Source organism: Streptomyces sp. NPDC015345 (assembly GCF_043078805.1).
GTDB lineage: Bacteria > Actinomycetota > Actinomycetes > Streptomycetales > Streptomycetaceae > Streptomyces.
The window spans coordinates 961247-978190 of sequence record NZ_JBIBTX010000001.1 but is presented as its reverse complement, the minus strand read 5'-3'; the positions used below and the strand labels follow the sequence as shown (position 1 = coordinate 978190).

Annotated in this window: 11 protein-coding genes; 10 read left to right on the top strand and 1 reads right to left on the bottom strand. The window is 71.4% G+C overall.

Annotated features, from left to right (window positions below; translation table 11 throughout):
* Positions 1-8 precede the first annotated feature (8 nt).
* The 9 genes from ACF062_RS04445 (at position 9) to obgE (ending at position 13149) form a co-directional block, all read left to right on the top strand.
* Positions 9-1934, top strand: a complete 1926-nt coding sequence (locus ACF062_RS04445) for a TIGR03960 family B12-binding radical SAM protein (protein WP_392135500.1) — start codon at positions 9-11, stop codon at positions 1932-1934.
* 11 nt (positions 1935-1945) lie between these two features.
* A complete protein-coding gene (locus tag ACF062_RS04440) occupies positions 1946-2494 on the top strand; it encodes a GNAT family N-acetyltransferase (protein ID WP_392135497.1) in 549 nt (182 codons plus the stop codon).
* Between the two features lie 6 nt (positions 2495-2500).
* A complete protein-coding gene (locus ACF062_RS04435) occupies positions 2501-3874 on the top strand; it encodes a hypothetical protein (RefSeq protein ID WP_392135494.1) in 1374 nt (457 codons plus the stop codon).
* Between the two features lie 48 nt (positions 3875-3922).
* Positions 3923-4723 carry a TIGR03936 family radical SAM-associated protein gene (locus ACF062_RS04430; RefSeq protein ID WP_392135491.1) on the top strand — a complete coding sequence of 267 codons (801 nt, stop codon included), beginning with the start codon at positions 3923-3925 and terminating at the stop codon, positions 4721-4723.
* 235 nt (positions 4724-4958) lie between these two features.
* Complete coding sequence (locus ACF062_RS04425) at positions 4959-9230, top strand: ribonuclease E/G (protein WP_392135488.1); 4272 nt, start codon at positions 4959-4961, stop codon at positions 9228-9230.
* Positions 9231-9453: 223 nt separating this feature from the next.
* A complete protein-coding gene (locus tag ACF062_RS04420; RefSeq protein WP_392135485.1) occupies positions 9454-10812 on the top strand; it encodes a phospholipase D-like domain-containing protein in 1359 nt (452 codons plus the stop codon).
* A gap of 198 nt (positions 10813-11010) precedes the next feature.
* Positions 11011-11331, top strand: a complete 321-nt coding sequence (gene rplU / locus ACF062_RS04415; protein WP_223774625.1) for a 50S ribosomal protein L21 — start codon at positions 11011-11013, stop codon at positions 11329-11331.
* Between the two features lie 14 nt (positions 11332-11345).
* A complete protein-coding gene (gene rpmA / locus ACF062_RS04410) occupies positions 11346-11600 on the top strand; it encodes a 50S ribosomal protein L27 (RefSeq protein ID WP_010986870.1) in 255 nt (84 codons plus the stop codon).
* Between the two features lie 109 nt (positions 11601-11709).
* Positions 11710-13149 carry a GTPase ObgE gene (gene obgE / locus ACF062_RS04405; RefSeq protein WP_392135482.1) on the top strand — a complete coding sequence of 480 codons (1440 nt, stop codon included), beginning with the start codon at positions 11710-11712 and terminating at the stop codon, positions 13147-13149.
* 98 nt (positions 13150-13247) lie between these two features.
* Here the strand turns inward: obgE and ACF062_RS04400 are convergent, their stop codons facing one another.
* A complete protein-coding gene (locus tag ACF062_RS04400) occupies positions 13248-15338 on the bottom strand; it encodes a hypothetical protein (protein WP_392135480.1) in 2091 nt (696 codons plus the stop codon).
* 297 nt (positions 15339-15635) lie between these two features.
* Here ACF062_RS04400 and proB point away from each other — a divergent pair, with 297 nt between their 5' ends.
* Positions 15636-16763: a glutamate 5-kinase gene (gene proB / locus ACF062_RS04395; protein ID WP_223774622.1), complete on the top strand. Its 1128-nt coding sequence runs from the start codon at positions 15636-15638 to the stop codon at positions 16761-16763.
* Positions 16764-16944 lie beyond the last annotated feature (181 nt).

Here is a 16944-nt window from a genome sequence, read left to right as displayed (position 1 = left end):
GGTTCGCGATGTCTGTCGAATCGGTCTTCCCACAGCTCGAAGCTCTGCTCCCGCATGTGCAGAAGCCAATCCAGTACGTCGGCGGTGAGCTGAACTCCACCGTCAAGCCGTGGGACAGCTGCGACGTCCGCTGGGCGCTCATGTACCCCGACGCCTACGAGGTCGGGCTGCCCAACCAGGGCGTCATGATCCTCTACGAGGTGCTCAACGAACGCGACGGCGTCCTCGCCGAGCGCACCTACAGCGTGTGGCCGGACCTGGAGGCGCTCATGCGTGAGCACCAGGTCCCGCAGTTCACGGTGGACAGCCACCGCCCGGTGAAGGCGTTCGACGTCTTCGGGCTCAGCTTCTCCACCGAGCTGGGGTACACGAACATGCTGACCGCCCTGGACCTCGCGGGCATCCCGCTGGAGTCCAAGGACCGCACGCTGGACGACCCGATCGTCCTCGCCGGCGGCCACGCGGCCTTCAACCCCGAGCCGATCGCCGACTTCATCGACGCGGTGATCATCGGCGACGGCGAGCAGGCCGTGCTCGACATGACGGAGATCATCCGCGCCTGGAAGGCGGAGGGCCGCCCCGGCGGCCGCGAGGAGGTCCTCCTGCGCCTCGCGAAGACCGGCAGCGTGTACATCCCGGCCTTCTACGACGTCGAGTACCTCCCGGACGGGCGGATCGCACGCGTCGTACCGAACCGCTCGGGCGTGCCGTGGCGCGTCTCCAAGCACACCGTCATGGACCTCGACGAGTGGCCCTACCCCAAGCAGCCCCTCGTCCCGCTCGCGGAGACCGTCCACGAGCGCATGTCCGTCGAGATCTTCCGCGGCTGCACCCGCGGCTGCCGTTTCTGCCAGGCCGGCATGATCACGCGCCCCGTGCGGGAGCGAAGCATCACCGGCATCGGCGACATGGTCGAGAAGGGCCTGAAGGCGACCGGCTTCGAAGAGGTCGGCCTGCTCTCGCTCTCCTCCGCGGACCACAGCGAGATCGCCGACGTCGCCAAGGGCCTCGCCGACCGGTACGAGGAGGACAAGATCGGCCTGTCCCTCCCCTCGACCCGCGTCGACGCCTTCAACGTCGACCTCGCCAACGAGCTGACCAGGAACGGCCGCAGGTCGGGCCTGACCTTCGCCCCCGAGGGCGGCTCGGAGCGCATGCGCAAGGTCATCAACAAGATGGTGTCCGAGGAAGACCTCATCCGCACCGTCTCCACCGCGTACGGCAACGGATGGCGCCAGGTGAAGCTGTACTTCATGTGCGGCCTGCCCACCGAGACCGACGACGACGTCCTCCAGATCGCCGACATGGCGACGAAGGTCATCCAGAAGGGCCGCGAGGTCTCCGGCTCGAACGACATCCGCTGCACGGTGTCGATCGGCGGCTTCGTGCCCAAGCCGCACACCCCCTTCCAGTGGGCCCCGCAGCTCTCCGCCGAGGAGACCGACGCCCGCCTGACCAAGCTCCGCGACAAGATCCGCGGCGACAAGAAGTACGGCCGCTCCATCGGCTTCCGCTACCACGACGGCAAGCCCGGCATCGTCGAGGGCCTGCTCTCGCGCGGAGACCGCCGCATCGGCGCCGTCATCCGCGCCGTCTACGAGGACGGCGGCCGCTTCGACGGCTGGCGCGAGCACTTCAGCTACGAGCGCTGGATGCGCTGCGCCGACAAGACGCTGCCCGAGATGGGCGTCGACGTCGACTGGTACACGACGCGTGAGCGCACGTACGAAGAGGTCCTGCCCTGGGACCACCTGGACTCCGGTCTCGACAAGGACTGGCTCTGGGAGGACTGGCAGGACTCGCTCGACGAGACCGAGGTCGAGGACTGCCGCTGGACGCCGTGCTTCGACTGCGGTGTCTGCCCCGCCATGCAGACGGAGATCCAGATCGGCCCCACCGGCAAGAAGCTGCTGCCGCTCACGGTAGTGAAGTAGCGGCGGCGCACGTGCCCGAACTCGCCCCGCCCTCCGGCCTGGTGCACCGCTCCTACATCACCGCGATGGAGGAGTTCCGGGCCGAGGGGCGCGGCGGGCCCGCCGATGACACGACGCTCGGCGCCACCCTGCGCGAGTACGGCGACAAGTGGCACGACCCCGCCGTCTTCGAGCGGTACGTCGCCGAAGTGCTCGCCGCCGCCGAGCGCCCCGCCGGGCAGCTCGGCGTCCCCGTCACCACCCTCTGGTACGTCGACGGCGCCGACTACCTCGGCCGCATCGCCATCCGGCACACCATCGCCACCCGCTTCCTGCGCGAGTACGGCGGCCACATCGGCTACGAGGTACGCCCCACCGCCCGCCGCCGCGGCCACGCCACCGAGATGCTGCGCGCCTGCCTGCCGTACGCCGCCCGGCTCGGCCTGGAATCCGTGCTGGTGACCTGCGATACCGACAACACCGGTTCGCGCAAGGTCATCGAGGCGTCCGGCGGCGTCTTCGAGGACGAGCGGCGCGGAAAACTGCGGTACTGGATCCGAACCGGACTCCCACGCGTCTAGAACGACATGGACCTGGAGAAACGACCTGCCCGCGAGGCTGCACCGCAGCCGCTCTCGCCGGGGCAGGCCGAACGGCACCCTGAGCACCCTCCGCAGCCCCCGCAGGCCGAAGGCTGCCTCGCCGTAGCGATCCGACTGCCGGTACGGATCGTGGTGCTCGTGCTCGTCGTACCGGTGCGCCTCGTGTGGGACGCGCTCGCGGTGTGCGGCCGCTTCCTGTACTTCAGGGGACTGCGACCGGTCGGGCGTGGCATCGGTGCCGTCCTGACGTGGCTGTTCAAGGCCGTGTTCGTGTGGCCGTGGATGGGTCTTTGGCGGTACGTGGTGGTGCCGGTCGGGACGGCGCTGGCCTGGCTTGGGCGGGTGCTGTTCTTGGTGCCCTCGGTGTGGCTCTACCGGTCGCTCCTCACCCCGATCGGCCATGGCATCGCCTGGCTGGCCCGGGGCATCGCCCGAGGCATCGCGATCACCGCGCTCGGCATCGGCGCGGGCTGCGCCTGGCTGTGGCGTCACCTCGTCGCGATCCCGGCCGCCTGGCTCTACGCACGCGTGCTCACCCCCATCGGCCACGGCATCGCCTGGCTGGCCCGCGCCCTGGGCGCCGGGGCCGCCGCGGCCGGGCGTGGCATCGGTGCCGTCCTGACGTGGCTGTTCAAGGCCGTGTTCGTGTGGCCGTGGGTGGGTCTTTGGCGGTACGTGGTGGTGCCGGCCGGGATCGCGCTGGCCTGGCTTGGGCGGGTGCTGATCGTGGTGCCCTCGGTGTGGCTCTACCGGTCGGTCCTCACGCCGGTCGGGCACGGCATCGCGTGGCTGGCGCGGGGAATCGGCGCCGGCGCCGCATGGCTCGGACGCGGCATCTGGGCCGTCGTCTCGACACTGTGCCGCTGGATCTTCGTGGTGCCCCTGGTGGCCGTGTGGCGCTGGGTGCTCGCACCCCTCGGGCGGGCCGTCGCCGTCGTCGCGCGGGAGATCGGCGACGCGCTCGGACACGCCTGGCGTATCGCGGGGCACATCTCCCTCGTCGTCGGCCGCTTCCTCGCCAAGCTCCTCCGGTGGATCTTCGTCGAGCCGGTGCGGTGGGCCTACCGCACGGTCCTCACCCCCGTCGGCCACGTGGTACGCGACGCCGTGTGGCGCCCTGCCGCCAGGGCCATCAAGGAGGTCCGCCGCGCCACCCGCCAGGCCCTGACCTCCGCGCGGGAGAGTGTGCGACAGGCGCGGGCCGACGTGCGCCGCATGCTGTTCGGGGCACCGAAGCGGGCGGTGCCGGTGGGGGCGGTGCCGGGGGAGCCGGTCCCGGTACCGGCGGCCCGGCGGGAACCTGACGCGCCCGGGGCACGTACTCTAGGTAGCAGTACGACCGCTCTCACGAAGGACTGAACGACACTGGGCAAGCGACAGCCCGAAGGCCCGCCGCCCGCACCCGCGGTGCAGCGCATCCGCCTGCGCTACACCAAGCGCGGCCGCCTCCGGTTCACCAGCCACCGTGACTTCCAGCGCGCCTTCGAGCGTGCGCTGCGCCGCGCCGAGGTGCCCATGGCGTACTCGGCGGGGTTCACCCCGCACCCGAAGGTGTCGTACGCCAATGCCGCACCCACCGGCACGGGCAGTGAGGCCGAGTACCTGGAGATCGCGCTCACCGCGCCGCGCGACCCCGACCAGCTCCGCGAGCTGCTCAACGAGTCGCTGCCGGACGGCCTGGACATCACCGACGCCGTCGAGTCCCGCACCTCGGGCCTCGCCGACCGGCTGACCGCCTCCGTCTGGGAGCTGCGCCTCGACGGCGTGGAGCCGGCAGAGGCGCGGCGCGCGGCCGACCTGTTCCGCGCCGCGGACAAGGTCGAGGTGCAGCGCCGCACGAAGAACGGCATGCGCACCTTCGACGCGCGCGAGGCCGTCGTGAGCCTGGAAGCGATCACTGATGGTGACGTGATCACGCACGACACCGATAGGCCGACCGACAAGCCCTGTGCGATACTGCGGCTGGTTGTTCGGCACGTGACACCTGCCGTACGACCTGACGACGTCCTGTCCGGTCTCCGAGCTGTGGCCGACCTGGCGCCGCCGGTCCCCGCAGCGGTGACCAGGCTGGCGCAGGGGCTTTTCGATGAAGAGACCGGCACGGTGACCGACCCGCTCGCGCCCGACCGCGAGGCAGTCACGGCCGCATCACCCACGGCCGCCGTACCTGCCGCCGCGACGGCGCCGGTGCCGGAAGGTCCCCGGTAAGGACGTATGTCACAGCGCAGCCCTGGTACTCGGGAGCCACCTGGGTCGGGCAGCGCACTGACCGAGACTTTCGCCAGGCCGTCCGCAGTTGGGCGTACGGAACCGGCGAGACAAGACATAGAGAGCTCCCGTGCGGCGCCCACGCCCCCGGATGGCGGCCCCGCGCATCTAGCGCGAGCCGCGGACATCACCGGACAGGCGCGGCGCCCGGGAGCGTGACGGGAGAACCGCCCGCATGCTTGAGCCGAACGACCCCACTGAGGGATCGCAGAACAACAGCCCCAGCGACACCCTGCCGCCGCGCCGTCGGCGCCGCGCCGCGTCGCGTCCCGCGGGCCCGCCCGCGGGTGCCGCCGAAGCCGCGGCTCCGGCCATACCGGCCACCCCCGCCGCCGAAGATGATGTGACCGCTGACCAGGTGGACCAGGTCGACGAGGTCGCGGAGAGCGAAGAGGTGGCCGAGGAGGCCGCTCCCGCGCCGCGTACGCGCCGTCGTGCCACCCGCCGCGCTTCCGCGCCGGCCGGTGCGCCGCAGGCCGCCGAGGTGACGGAGCCCGCCGCGGACGACGCTGAGGAGGCTGCTCCGGCGCCGCGTGCGCGTCGTCGTGCGAGCCGTCGTGCTTCTGCTCCGGCTGGTGCGCCGCAGGCTGCGGAGGTTGCCGAGGCTGTGACGGTCGCTGCTGAGGCTGTCGCGCCTGCTGAGGTTCCTGCCGCTGTCGAGGAGGAGGCTGAGGAGGCTGCTCCGGCGCCGCGTGCGCGTCGTCGTGCGAGCCGTCGTGCTTCTGCTCCTGCTGGTGCGCCGCAGGCTGCGGAGGTTGCCGAGGCGGTGACGGTTGCCGCTGAGGCCGTTGCGCCTGCCGAGCCCTCCGTGCCGGTTGCGGAGGAGGCTGCTCCGGCGCCGCGTACGCGTCGTCGTGCGAGCCGTCGCGCCTCCGCTCCCGCCGGTGCGCCGCAGGCCGCCGTCGAGGAGACGCCCGACGTTGAGGAAGCGCCCGCCGCCGCCGAGCCCGAGCCGGCCGCCGTCGAGGACGCCGCCCCGCGCCGTGCGCGCCGCCGCGCCACCCGTGGCACCGCCGCGCCCGTCGCGGAGGCGCAGGCCGAGAAGGCGGCCGAGGAGCGCATCGACGCGCCTGCCGAGCCCGCCGCGCCGGTCGAGGAGGCCCCCGCCGAGGCCGACGACGACGCCCCCCGCGGCCGTCGCCGCCGCGCCACCCGCAAGACCGCGGCCGCCGGGTTCTCCGCGCCGGCCGGGCACAAGGCCCGCAAGGCCCAGGTCGCCGACGACTCCGAGGAGGGTGGCCGCAAGCCCGCCCGCCCCGCCGTGGCCGTCTTCCAGGCGCCCGTGTTCGCCGAGCCGATGTTCCAGACCCCGGAGCGCGCCGCCGCGGCGGCCGCCGCCGAGGCCGCGCAGGAGCCCGCCGAGGAGCCCGCAGCCCCCGTGGTGGAGGAGGAGGCGGCCCCGCGCCGTCGCCGCCGCCGTCGGGCCGCCGACGAGCAGCCCGCCGCCGTCGAGGAGCAGGAGCCCGTCAAGGCCGCCGAGGAGGTCGGCACCGTCGCCGCCGAGCAGGCCGATTCCGCCGAATCCGCCGACAGCGATGACTCTGCCGACTCCGCCGACTCCGCCGACGACACGGAGGAGTCCGGTGAGCGCCACGGCCGCCGTCGCCGCCGTGGTGGCCGTCGCCGTCGCCGCGGTGACCTGGCCGACCAGGACGACGCCTCGGCCGAGTCCGACGACGACACCGACACCGCCGAGCAGGCGGAGCGCGGCACCGAGGACGCCGAGGAGAGCGCCGAGCAGGCCGCCGAGGACTCCGAGGAGGCGGAAGAGGCCGCTTCGGAGAACGGCGGGACCGGCTCCAGCAGCAGCCGTCGCCGTCGTCGTCGCCGCCGTCGTGCCGGTGACTCCGCCGAGGGCGAGCCGGGCGACAGCGACCCGGAGCGTACGGTCGTCAAGGTCCGCGAGCCGCGGGAGCGGCGCGCGAAGGACCCGGAGCGCGAGCTCGGCACCGGCGCCGACGAGGTCCAGTCCATCAAGGGCTCGACCCGCCTGGAGGCCAAGAAGCAGCGCCGCCGCGAGGGCCGCGAGCAGGGCCGCCGCCGGGTGCCGATCATCACCGAGGCCGAGTTCCTGGCGCGCCGCGAGGCCGTCGAGCGCGTCATGGTCGTACGCCAGAACGGCGAGCGCACCCAGATCGGCGTCCTTGAGGACAACGTGCTCGTCGAGCACTACGTCAACAAGGAGCAGGCGACCTCGTACGTCGGGAACGTCTACCTCGGCAAGGTGCAGAACGTCCTGCCGTCGATGGAGGCCGCCTTCATCGACATCGGCAAGGGCCGCAACGCCGTGCTGTACGCCGGTGAGGTCAACTTCGAGGCGCTCGGCATGGCCAACGGCCCCCGGCGCATCGAGTCCGCCCTGAAGTCCGGCCAGTCGGTCCTCGTGCAGGTCACGAAGGACCCGATCGGCCACAAGGGCGCCCGCCTGACCAGCCAGGTCTCGCTCCCCGGCCGTTACTTGGTCTACGTCCCCGAGGGGTCGATGACCGGCATCAGCCGCAAGCTGCCCGACACCGAGCGCGCGCGTCTGAAGACCATCCTCAAGAAGATCGTCCCCGAGGACGCGGGCGTCATCGTGCGCACCGCCGCCGAGGGCGCGAGCGAGGACGAGCTGCGCCGCGACGTCGAGCGTCTCCAGGAGCAGTGGGAGGACATCCAGAAGAAGGCGAAGGCGGCCTCCACCAGCTCGCCGAGCCTGCTGTACGGCGAGCCGGACATGACCGTCCGCGTGGTCCGCGACATCTTCAACGAGGACTTCTCCAAGGTCATCGTCAGCGGTGACGACGCGTGGCAGACCATCCACGGTTACGTCTCCCACGTCGCGCCCGACCTGGCCGACCGCCTCTCGAGGTGGACCTCCGAGGTCGACGTCTTCGCGACGTACCGCATCGACGAGCAGCTGGCGAAGGCGCTGGACCGCAAGGTCTGGCTGCCGAGCGGCGGCTCGCTGGTGATCGACAAGACCGAGGCGATGATCGTCGTCGACGTCAACACCGGTAAGTTCACCGGGCAGGGCGGCAACCTCGAAGAGACCGTGACGAGGAACAACCTCGAGGCGGCCGAGGAGATCGTGCGCCAGCTGCGCCTGCGTGACCTGGGCGGCATCGTCGTCATCGACTTCATCGACATGGTCCTTGAGTCCAACCGGGACCTGGTCCTGCGCCGCCTGCTCGAATGCCTCGGGCGCGACCGTACGAAGCACCAGGTCGCCGAGGTGACCTCGCTCGGCCTGGTCCAGATGACCCGTAAGCGGGTGGGACAGGGGCTCCTGGAGTCCTTCTCCGAGACCTGCGTGCACTGCAACGGCCGCGGTGTCATCGTGCACATGGAGCAGCCGACCTCCGCCGGTGGCGGCGGCAAGCGCAAGAAGCGCGGGCGCGGTGCGGACCAGCAGGACCACGGTCACGAGCACACCACTCACGAGCACGAGCACGAGCACGAGGCCGACACCGAGGCCGTGGACGGTGCCGAGACGGAGGCCGAGGTCGCCGCGGAGGCCGCCGCTCCGGTGGCGCTGCCCGAGCCCGAGTTCGTCCCGGACGAGGAGCTCTACAGCAGCGCGGCCGAGGCCGAGGCAGCCGCCTCGCGCGGTGGCCGCTCCCGGCGCCGGGCGACGCGGCGGGCTTCGGCCCCGGCGGGCGCACCGCGTACCGAGGCCGCCCCCGAGGAGACCCCCCAGGCGGAGACGCCGAAGCGGTCGGGCAAGCGGGCCAAGGCGGCCGAGAGGGCCGCCGAGAGGGCAGCGAAGGCCGAGGCGGAGGCCGAGCGGGCCGAGATCCCGGTCGTCGAGTCCGACGTCGCGCGCACCGCGGCGCCGGCCGCCGAGGACCCGATGGTCGGCACCCCCGAGGCCGTCGAGGCGGCACACGAGGCGCATGCCGAGGCGCCCGCGCAGGACGACGCCGCCCCGAAGGGGCGTACGCGCCGTCGTGCCGTCCGCAAGGCGACGTCACCCGCCGGTTCGCCGAAGGCCGCGCAGAGCGCCGAGCCGGAGGCCGCCGAGGTGGTCATCGCCCCGGCGCCGAAGGCCGAGCCGGTCGCGGAGCCCGCCGCCGAGCCCGTGGCCGAGGCTCCCGCCGCCGAAGCCGCTCCGGTCCGTCCGCGCCGCCGTGCGGTGCGCAAGGCCACGGCGCCGACCGCGTCCGAGGAGGCGGCCGTGGTGGTCGTCCCGACGGCGGAGAAGCCCGAGCCGAAGAAGGCCGAGGCGGACAAGCCTGCGGCGGAGGCCGAGGCCCCCGCCGAGGAAACCGCTCCGGCGAAGAAGACGGCGCGTAAGACCGCCAAGAAGGCGACGGCGAAGAAGGCCGCCACCAAGAAGACCGCGGCCAAGAAGACGGCCGCCAAGAAGACGACGGCCAAGAAGGCGTCGAAGGCGACGGCGAAGAAGGCCGCGGCGGCGGAGCAGACGCCGTCCGGTATCTCCGCGAGCGCCTCCAGCGAGGGCTGACCGCTTCCGCGACCCGGTGCCCCCCTGTCCGCCCGTGAGGGCTGGGCAGGGGGGCACCGGGCTGTCCGGAAAACGAGGTCACCACAGCTCGAAAGCGTGAAGCGGGCCCCCTGACCTTTGAGTACGGCGCAACACCTGTAAAAATCAGGCGGTCTGACGATTCAACAGGGACGTGAGCGCGCGTGTGGGGAGCCCGCGCGCCCGTGTCAGGGAGGGATGACAGATGGCGCAGACGCGCCTGCGAGGCACGGGACGGCACCGTGCGGTGAAACCGGTCAAGGGCGGCCGACAGGCGGTGGCGCTGGCCACGGTGCTGTCGGCGGCGGGCATCCAGGCCGTGGGCACGGCGGGGACCGCATCGGCGGACGGGACGCCGGCGCCGACCTGGACCGAGGGCCCGATCTTCAACGACCCGAAAGGCGACGTCGACCAGCAGCACGCGATCCGGAGCCGGCTGATCGAGCTGACGAACTCCGCGGTGCCCGGCTCGACGATCAAGGTCGCGGTCTATCACGTCTGGGAGGGATCCGTCGTCGACGCGCTGGTCGCCGCCAAGAAGCGCGGCGTGCACGTCCAGGTGCTGCTGGACGAGACCAGCAAGAGCGACCGGCCGGCGAACGGCGCGTACGCCATGCTCGCCGCGGCGCTCGGCACGAGCACCGGCAAGCCGTCCTTCGTGAAGCTCTGCCCGACCGGGAAGTCGTGCCTCGGCGACCCGAAGTACGGCAAGTCGATCATGCACAACAAGTTCTGGCTGTTCTCGCAGGTCGAGGGCGCCAGGGACGTCGTCGTGCAGACCACGTCGAACTCGACGCCGTCCGCGCACACGAAGTTCTTCAACGACGCGCTGCTGCTGCCGAACAATCCGGCCATGTACGACGCCTACGCCGACTACTTCACGGACATGCTCGGCAAGAGCTGGCAGGGCTGGGACTACCGCACGGTCAGCAGCGGCCGCTACAAGGCCTACTTCTTCCCGCGCAACGGCACGGTCAACGAGACCGACACCATGTACTCGGTCATGAACAACATCCGCTGCACCTACAAGGACGCGGCCGGGGTGACGAAGCGCACGAAGGTCCGCGCCGCCATCTTCAAGATCACACGCAAGCAGATCGCCGACAAGCTGGTCTCACTGAAGAAGGCCGGCTGCGACGTCAGCATCCTGTACGCCGAGACCGACAGCGCCAAGAGCCAGGGCGGCACCCCCGGCACCTGGGAGCAGCTCCACGTCCCGGGCGGACCCTCCGTGCGCTGCTACAACGACGACAGGGACCCGCTGAACGCGGGCGCCAGGCTGACGACGCCCTACATCATCCACTCGAAGTACCTGCTCATCGACGGCATGTACGACGGCAGGCAGAACAAGGTCTCGTTCACCGGCTCGCAGAACTACACGGCGCCCGCGCTGCGCGAGAACGACGAGGCGATCGTGAAGGTCGACGACGACTCGGTGCACGACACCTACCGCGCGCACTTCGACCGCACGCGGGCCGTGGCCTGGCCGGGCACCGCCGACAAGACGGACCTGTGCAAGGGCGTCAAGCCGCTGCCGCCGGACGGTGAGAAGCCGACCACGTGAGCGGGGGTGCGGGGCCCGGTTTGACCCTTCCGGGTGGGCCCCGTAACCTTGACCGTCGGCGTGTTCCTATGCACGCCCGCCCCCTGTAAACCCTTTTCCTCCTGAACCGCGGGCACTGCTTCCGGGTCGGGAGAGGCCGCCTGCTTCCGCGGGTGGCTGGACTGCGGGGGTCCCGTTCCGAGCGAGAGAGAGATCCGCGTGTACGCCATCGTGCGCAGCGGTGGTCGCCAGCACAAGGTTGCTGTCGACGACATCGTTGAGGTTGACAAGATTCCCACGGCCAAGGTTGGCGACACGGTCGAGCTCTCGACCCTGCTCGTTGTCGACGGCGACGCCGTCACCAGCGACCCGTGGGTGCTGGCCGGCATCAAGGTCACGGCCGAGGTCGTGGACCACCACAAGGGTGCCAAGATCGACATCCTTCGGTACAAGAACAAGACCGGCTACCGCCGTCGCCAGGGTCACCGCCAGCAGTACACGGCGATCAAGGTCACCGGTATCCCCACGGCTGCGAAGTAAGGGACTGAGACAAGATGGCACACAAGAAGGGCGCATCGTCCACTCGGAACGGTCGCGACTCCAATGCTCAGCGGCTCGGCGTGAAGCGCTTCGGCGGTCAGGTCGTCAACGCCGGTGAGATCCTGGTCCGCCAGCGTGGCACCCACTTCCACCCGGGCTCGGGCGTCGGCCGCGGCAAGGACGACACCCTGTTCGCGCTGGACGCGGGCGCGGTCGAGTTCGGCACGCACCGTGGCCGCAAGGTCGTGAACATCGTTCCGGTCGCCTGATCGGTTCTTTTCGCGAGGCGGACCTCACTTCCCCGGCGGGGAAGCGGGTCCGCCTTTCGCGTGTTACGCAAGAGACATCCCCGCACGTTTCTTCTGGAGGCACCCCACCATGACCACCTTCGTGGACCGCGTCGAGCTGCACGTCGCCGCGGGTAGCGGAGGCCACGGCTGTGCCTCCGTTCACCGTGAGAAGTTCAAGCCGCTCGGCGGCCCGGACGGCGGCAACGGCGGCCGTGGCGGTGACGTGATCCTGGTCGTCGACCAGGACGTCACCACGCTGCTCGACTACCACCACAGCCCGCACCGCAAGGCCACCAACGGCCAGCCCGGCGCCGGTGACAACCGCTCCGGCAAGGACGGCCAGGACCTCGTCCTGCCCGTCCCCGACGGCACGGTCGTCATGGACCGCGACGGCAACGTCCTCGCGGACATGGTCGGCCAGGGCACCACCTTCGTCGCGGGCCAGGGCGGCCGCGGCGGTCTCGGCAACGCGGCGCTGGCCTCCGCCCGGCGCAAGGCCCCCGGCTTCGCGCTGCTCGGCGTGCCCGGTGAGGAGCGGGACCTCGTCCTGGAGCTCAAGACCGTCGCCGACGTCGCCCTGGTGGGCTACCCGAGCGCCGGCAAGTCCTCGCTGATCTCCGTCCTGAGCGCGGCGAAGCCGAAGATCGCCGACTACCCGTTCACGACGCTCGTCCCGAACCTCGGCGTCGTGACGGCGGGATCGACCGTCTACACCGTCGCCGACGTGCCCGGCCTCATCCCGGGCGCCAGCCAGGGCCGCGGCCTCGGCCTGGAGTTCCTGCGGCACGTCGAGCGGTGCAGCGTCCTCGTCCACGTACTGGACACGGCGACCCTGGAGTCCGACCGCGACCCCGTCTCCGACCTCGACGTCATCGAGGAGGAGCTGCGGCAGTACGGCGCGGGCCTGGAGAACCGTCCGCGCATCGTCGTCCTCAACAAGATCGACGTGCCCGACGGCCAGGACCTCGCCGAGATGGTCCGGCCCGACCTGGAGGCCCGCGGCTACCGCGTCTTCGAGGTGTCGGCCGTCGCGCACAAGGGACTCAAGGAGCTCTCCTTCGGCCTGGCCGAGCTGGTCGCCGCCGCGCGTGCCGCGAAGCCGAAGGAGGAGGCGACCCGCATCGTCATCCGTCCCAAGGCCGTCGACGACTCCGGCTTCACGGTCAAGCGCGAGGACGACGGCATCTTCCGCGTGCGCGGCGAGAAGCCCGAGCGCTGGATCCGGCAGACCGACTTCAACAACGACGAGGCCGTCGGCTACCTCGCCGACCGCCTCAGCCGTCTCGGCGTCGAGGACGAGCTGATGAAGGCCGGCGCCCGCGCCGGTGACGGCGTCGCCATCGGCCCGGAGGAGAACGCGGTCGTCTTCGACTGGGAGCCGACCATGATGGCGGGCGCCGAGATGCTCGGCCGCCGCGGCGAGGACCACCGCCTGGAGGCCCCCCGTCCGGCCGCCCAGCGGCGCAGGGACCGCGAGGCGGAGCGGGACGAGGCGCAGCGCGCGTACGACGACTTCGAGCCGTTCTAGGACCGGTACGCCGGTCCAGCGGCAAGCGGTACGAGAAAGGGCCCCGGAGCTTCAAGCTCCGGGGCCCTTCCTCGTACGAATGTGCCGTCAGGCGGGGGTCACGCGGTGACCGAGTCCTCCGCGCCGTTCGACTCCGTCGGGTCCTGCTCCATCTCCTCGGCCACCTCTTCCGCGACGCGCTGGCCGGGGATGTCCGCGTCGATGCGGGAGGCCATCCGGGCACGGCGGGCGTCGGACTTGGCGCACAGCGCGACAGCTGCCGCGTTGAAGCGGGCCAGGGACGGCGGGTCCGAGGGGCCCAGGAGGTGCTCCTTGAGCTCCGCGCGGGCCTCGGCGTGGGAATCCAGCTCCGGGGCGCGTACGGCCTTCAGGAGGGCCGCCACGCCGTCCGCCTCGGGGGTGAGGATCGTCGCCGCGGACACCGTCGGGAAGCTCGCGCGGAACTCGGCCTCGGACATGCCGGCCGTGTTGGCGACGGCGTACGGCTTCTCGCTGCTCAGCCAGTCGGAGACGACCGACGAGACGTCACTGATCAGCAGGTCGGCCTGGTTGAAGCAGGAGAAGATCGCCGGGCGCGGGCCCGTGATGATCTGGTGCTCCCACTCGGGGAAGGACGCCCAGAACGCGGCCTCCCACGCGGCGGTCGCCTCGGCCACGGCGGCCTGCGCGTCACCGTCCGGAGCGCCCTGGAGCATCATCCGCTCCTGTTCGTCCGCGCTCTTGCGGAACTTGCGGGCGGTCAGCTCGTCCAGGGCGGCGGCGCGGCGCACCAGTTCGGCCGCGGCCTCGGGGCCGGGGCGGGCGCCGGAGCGCTTGGTGTTGGCCGCGAGGATCATCGCCTTGATGCGTTCGTTGGCGGCGCCCGCGCGCGGGTCCTGCGAGCCGGTCATCGGGTGCGGCTTGTAGAGCAGGCGCACGCCCGGGTCGGCGAGCAGCTCGCGGACGATGTTCTCGCCGGCCAGGACCACCGAGGTGTTGCCGGGGTTGCCGTCCCAGCCCTCCCAGGTGGGGGCGTACAGAACGGTCGTGTACGGGCCCGTGGGCGCCCCCGAGAACGGCAGGATCGGGGAGAGCTGCGGGCGGCCCACCTCGACGACGTCCTTGTCCTCGACGCCGATGTCCGCGAGCTGGTAGCGGTCGCGGGCCGCGGGGCCCGCCACCCACACCTCGTCGTAGGCCTTGGCGTAGGGGTTGCAGGAGGAGAGCTTGTCGCTCTCGCCGTGGTTGATGAAGGCGTGCTTGATCGTGGGAATGCGCAGGACCTGCGAGGTCTTCGCGGCGTTCGCCGGGTGCAGCAGCATCTTCAGCGTCGACGTCTCCAGGGAGAACATCGTCGCGACCTTCGGGAAGCAGATGATCGGGACGTCCGTCGCGTCGATCTTCTGCACCATGAACCGCTCACGGAGCACGATCAGCGGCTTGCCGTCCAGCTTGGAGAGCGTGGAGAGCCACATGTTCGCCTGGTACGCGGAGGTGGAACCGCCCGAGAAGTACATGCCCACGGTCGGCTTGTACTCGGCCAGCCACTGGTCGAGCCACTCCATGACCCGCTCGTCGTTCTTCGCCCGCTTCTTGGGCAGCAGCCAGGTGGCGAGGTACAGCGCACCGCCGCCGATCAGCGCGAGCGAGACACAGAGACCGATGACGCCCCAGTACGCGTGGGTGGTGGCCGCCGTGAGGAGCAGGCCCGCCGTCCCGGGCACCGAGAACGTCAGCAGGCGGTGGGCCTGGCGACGGGAGAGGATCCGCGGGGGAGCGGCCGTCAGGTGCAGCGCGGAAGCGTCGATGTTGCGCGTGACGATCGGCAGCGCGCGGCTGCGGCGCACCATCACGGCGACGGCCTGGCAGCCGAAGTGCAGGGCGTAGAACGCGAGCAGCGTGATCGTCAGCGGCGACTGCTCGGCCAGCGGCTCTATGCCGTCGATGCGCAGCAGGCCGACCAGGACCAGCATGTCGCGCAGGAGCTGGCGGACCGTGACGTCGAAACGGATCTTGCCAAGGAGCGAGAGAAGGCCCGGCTGCTTGTACTGCAGATAGATGTCGAGCGCGAGATTCGCGGCGGCCGCGGCGACGAACACCGGGACGTAGGGGAGCAGCGCGCTCACGAGCTGGGCCGTGAAGAGCGCGAGCATCGCGAACAGCGCGGAAAGCTGCACGATGCGTCGGGGGACGAGTCCGGCAGAGGGCACGGGTGTGGGCTCCTGGCGGGAATGAAGAGGGATGAAGAAGGGGGAATGAAGAGGGATGACGACGGGTGACGAGACAGTGGGGGGAAGTCGACCACTGACCGTATGACGCGCGGCGCCTCCGTAGCAATCTTCCGTGACGGCAATCACCGGAAAAAGGGGCAAAGGAGACTGAACCCCGGAGGGCTTTTTCCCCTCGGGGGCCGGTCGGGTGCCCGCCCCTCGGAATGCGGGGGCGCTCCCCGGACGCCCTCACGTAGATTGCGGGTAAGGCACCATCGGGATCATTTGGGGAAGCGCGTGACAGCGGCAAGGCAGTCGGTGGCAGAGGCCCAGCGGGTCGTCGTCAAGGTCGGGTCCTCGTCCCTGACCACCGCCTCTGGGGGGCTGGACGCCGATCGCGTGGACGCCTTGGTGGACGTCCTGGCCAAGAGCCGCAGCGGGGGTGAGCGCGAGATCGTGTTGGTCTCCTCCGGCGCCATCGCCGCCGGCCTCGCCCCCCTCGGCCTCGTGCGGCGCCCCAAGGACCTCGCCCGCCAGCAGGCCGCCGCCAGCGTCGGGCAGGGGCTGCTCGTGGCCCGCTACACCGCCTCCTTCGCGCGGTACGGCGTACGCGTCGGGCAGGTGCTCCTCACCTCCGACGACATGGCCCGCCGCGCCCACCACCGCAACGCGTCCCGCACCCTGGACCAGCTGCTCGCGATGGGCGCGCTGCCCGTGGTCAACGAGAACGACACCGTGGCCACCGACGAGATCCGCTTCGGCGACAACGACCGCCTGGCCGCCCTCGTCGCCCACCTCGTCCACGCCGACCTGCTCGTCCTGCTCTCCGACGTGGACGGCCTGTACGACGGCGACCCGGCCAGGCCCGGCACCTCCAGGATCGACGAGGTGCGGGGTCCCGCCGACATAGCGCACGTCGAGATCGGCAGCGCGGGCAAGGCGGGCGTCGGCACCGGCGGCATGGTCACCAAGGTCGAGGCCGCGCGGATCGCCGCCGCCGCCGGGATCCCGGTCGTCCTGACCTCCGCCAGCCAGGCCGGTGACGCCCTCGCGGGCCGCGCCACGGGCACGTACTTCCACCGCACGGGACGCCGCTCCGCCGACCGGCTCCTGTGGCTCCAGCACGCCTCGGAGCCGCGCGGCGCGCTCACCCTGGACGACGGGGCGGTGCGCGCGGTCGTCGAGGGGCGCAAATCGCTGCTTCCCGCGGGGATCGCGGGGGTCGAGGGCGACTTCACCGCGGGCGACCCGGTCGAGCTGCGGGACGTCGCGGGGCGGGCCGTCGCGCGCGGTCTGGTGAACTTCGACGCGAAGGAGCTGCCGCAGCTCCTCGGCCGCTCCACGCGGGATCTCGCGCGGGAGCTCGGACCCGCGTACGAGCGGGAGGTCGTGCACCGGGACGACCTCGTCCTGCTCCACGGGTAGAGCCGACCGCTCGGCCGAAAACCGCCCAGGACGGCTTCGGCGGGGCGGTCCGCGGAAGGTGAAACTCCCCAAAACCGCCCCGCGGGACGGCTCGGGCTGGTCAACTTTGTTGAAGACAGTTCCGCACGACCGTTGCGTGTCCGCACCGACATCGCGTACGACATTGCGTAAAGGAGGCCGT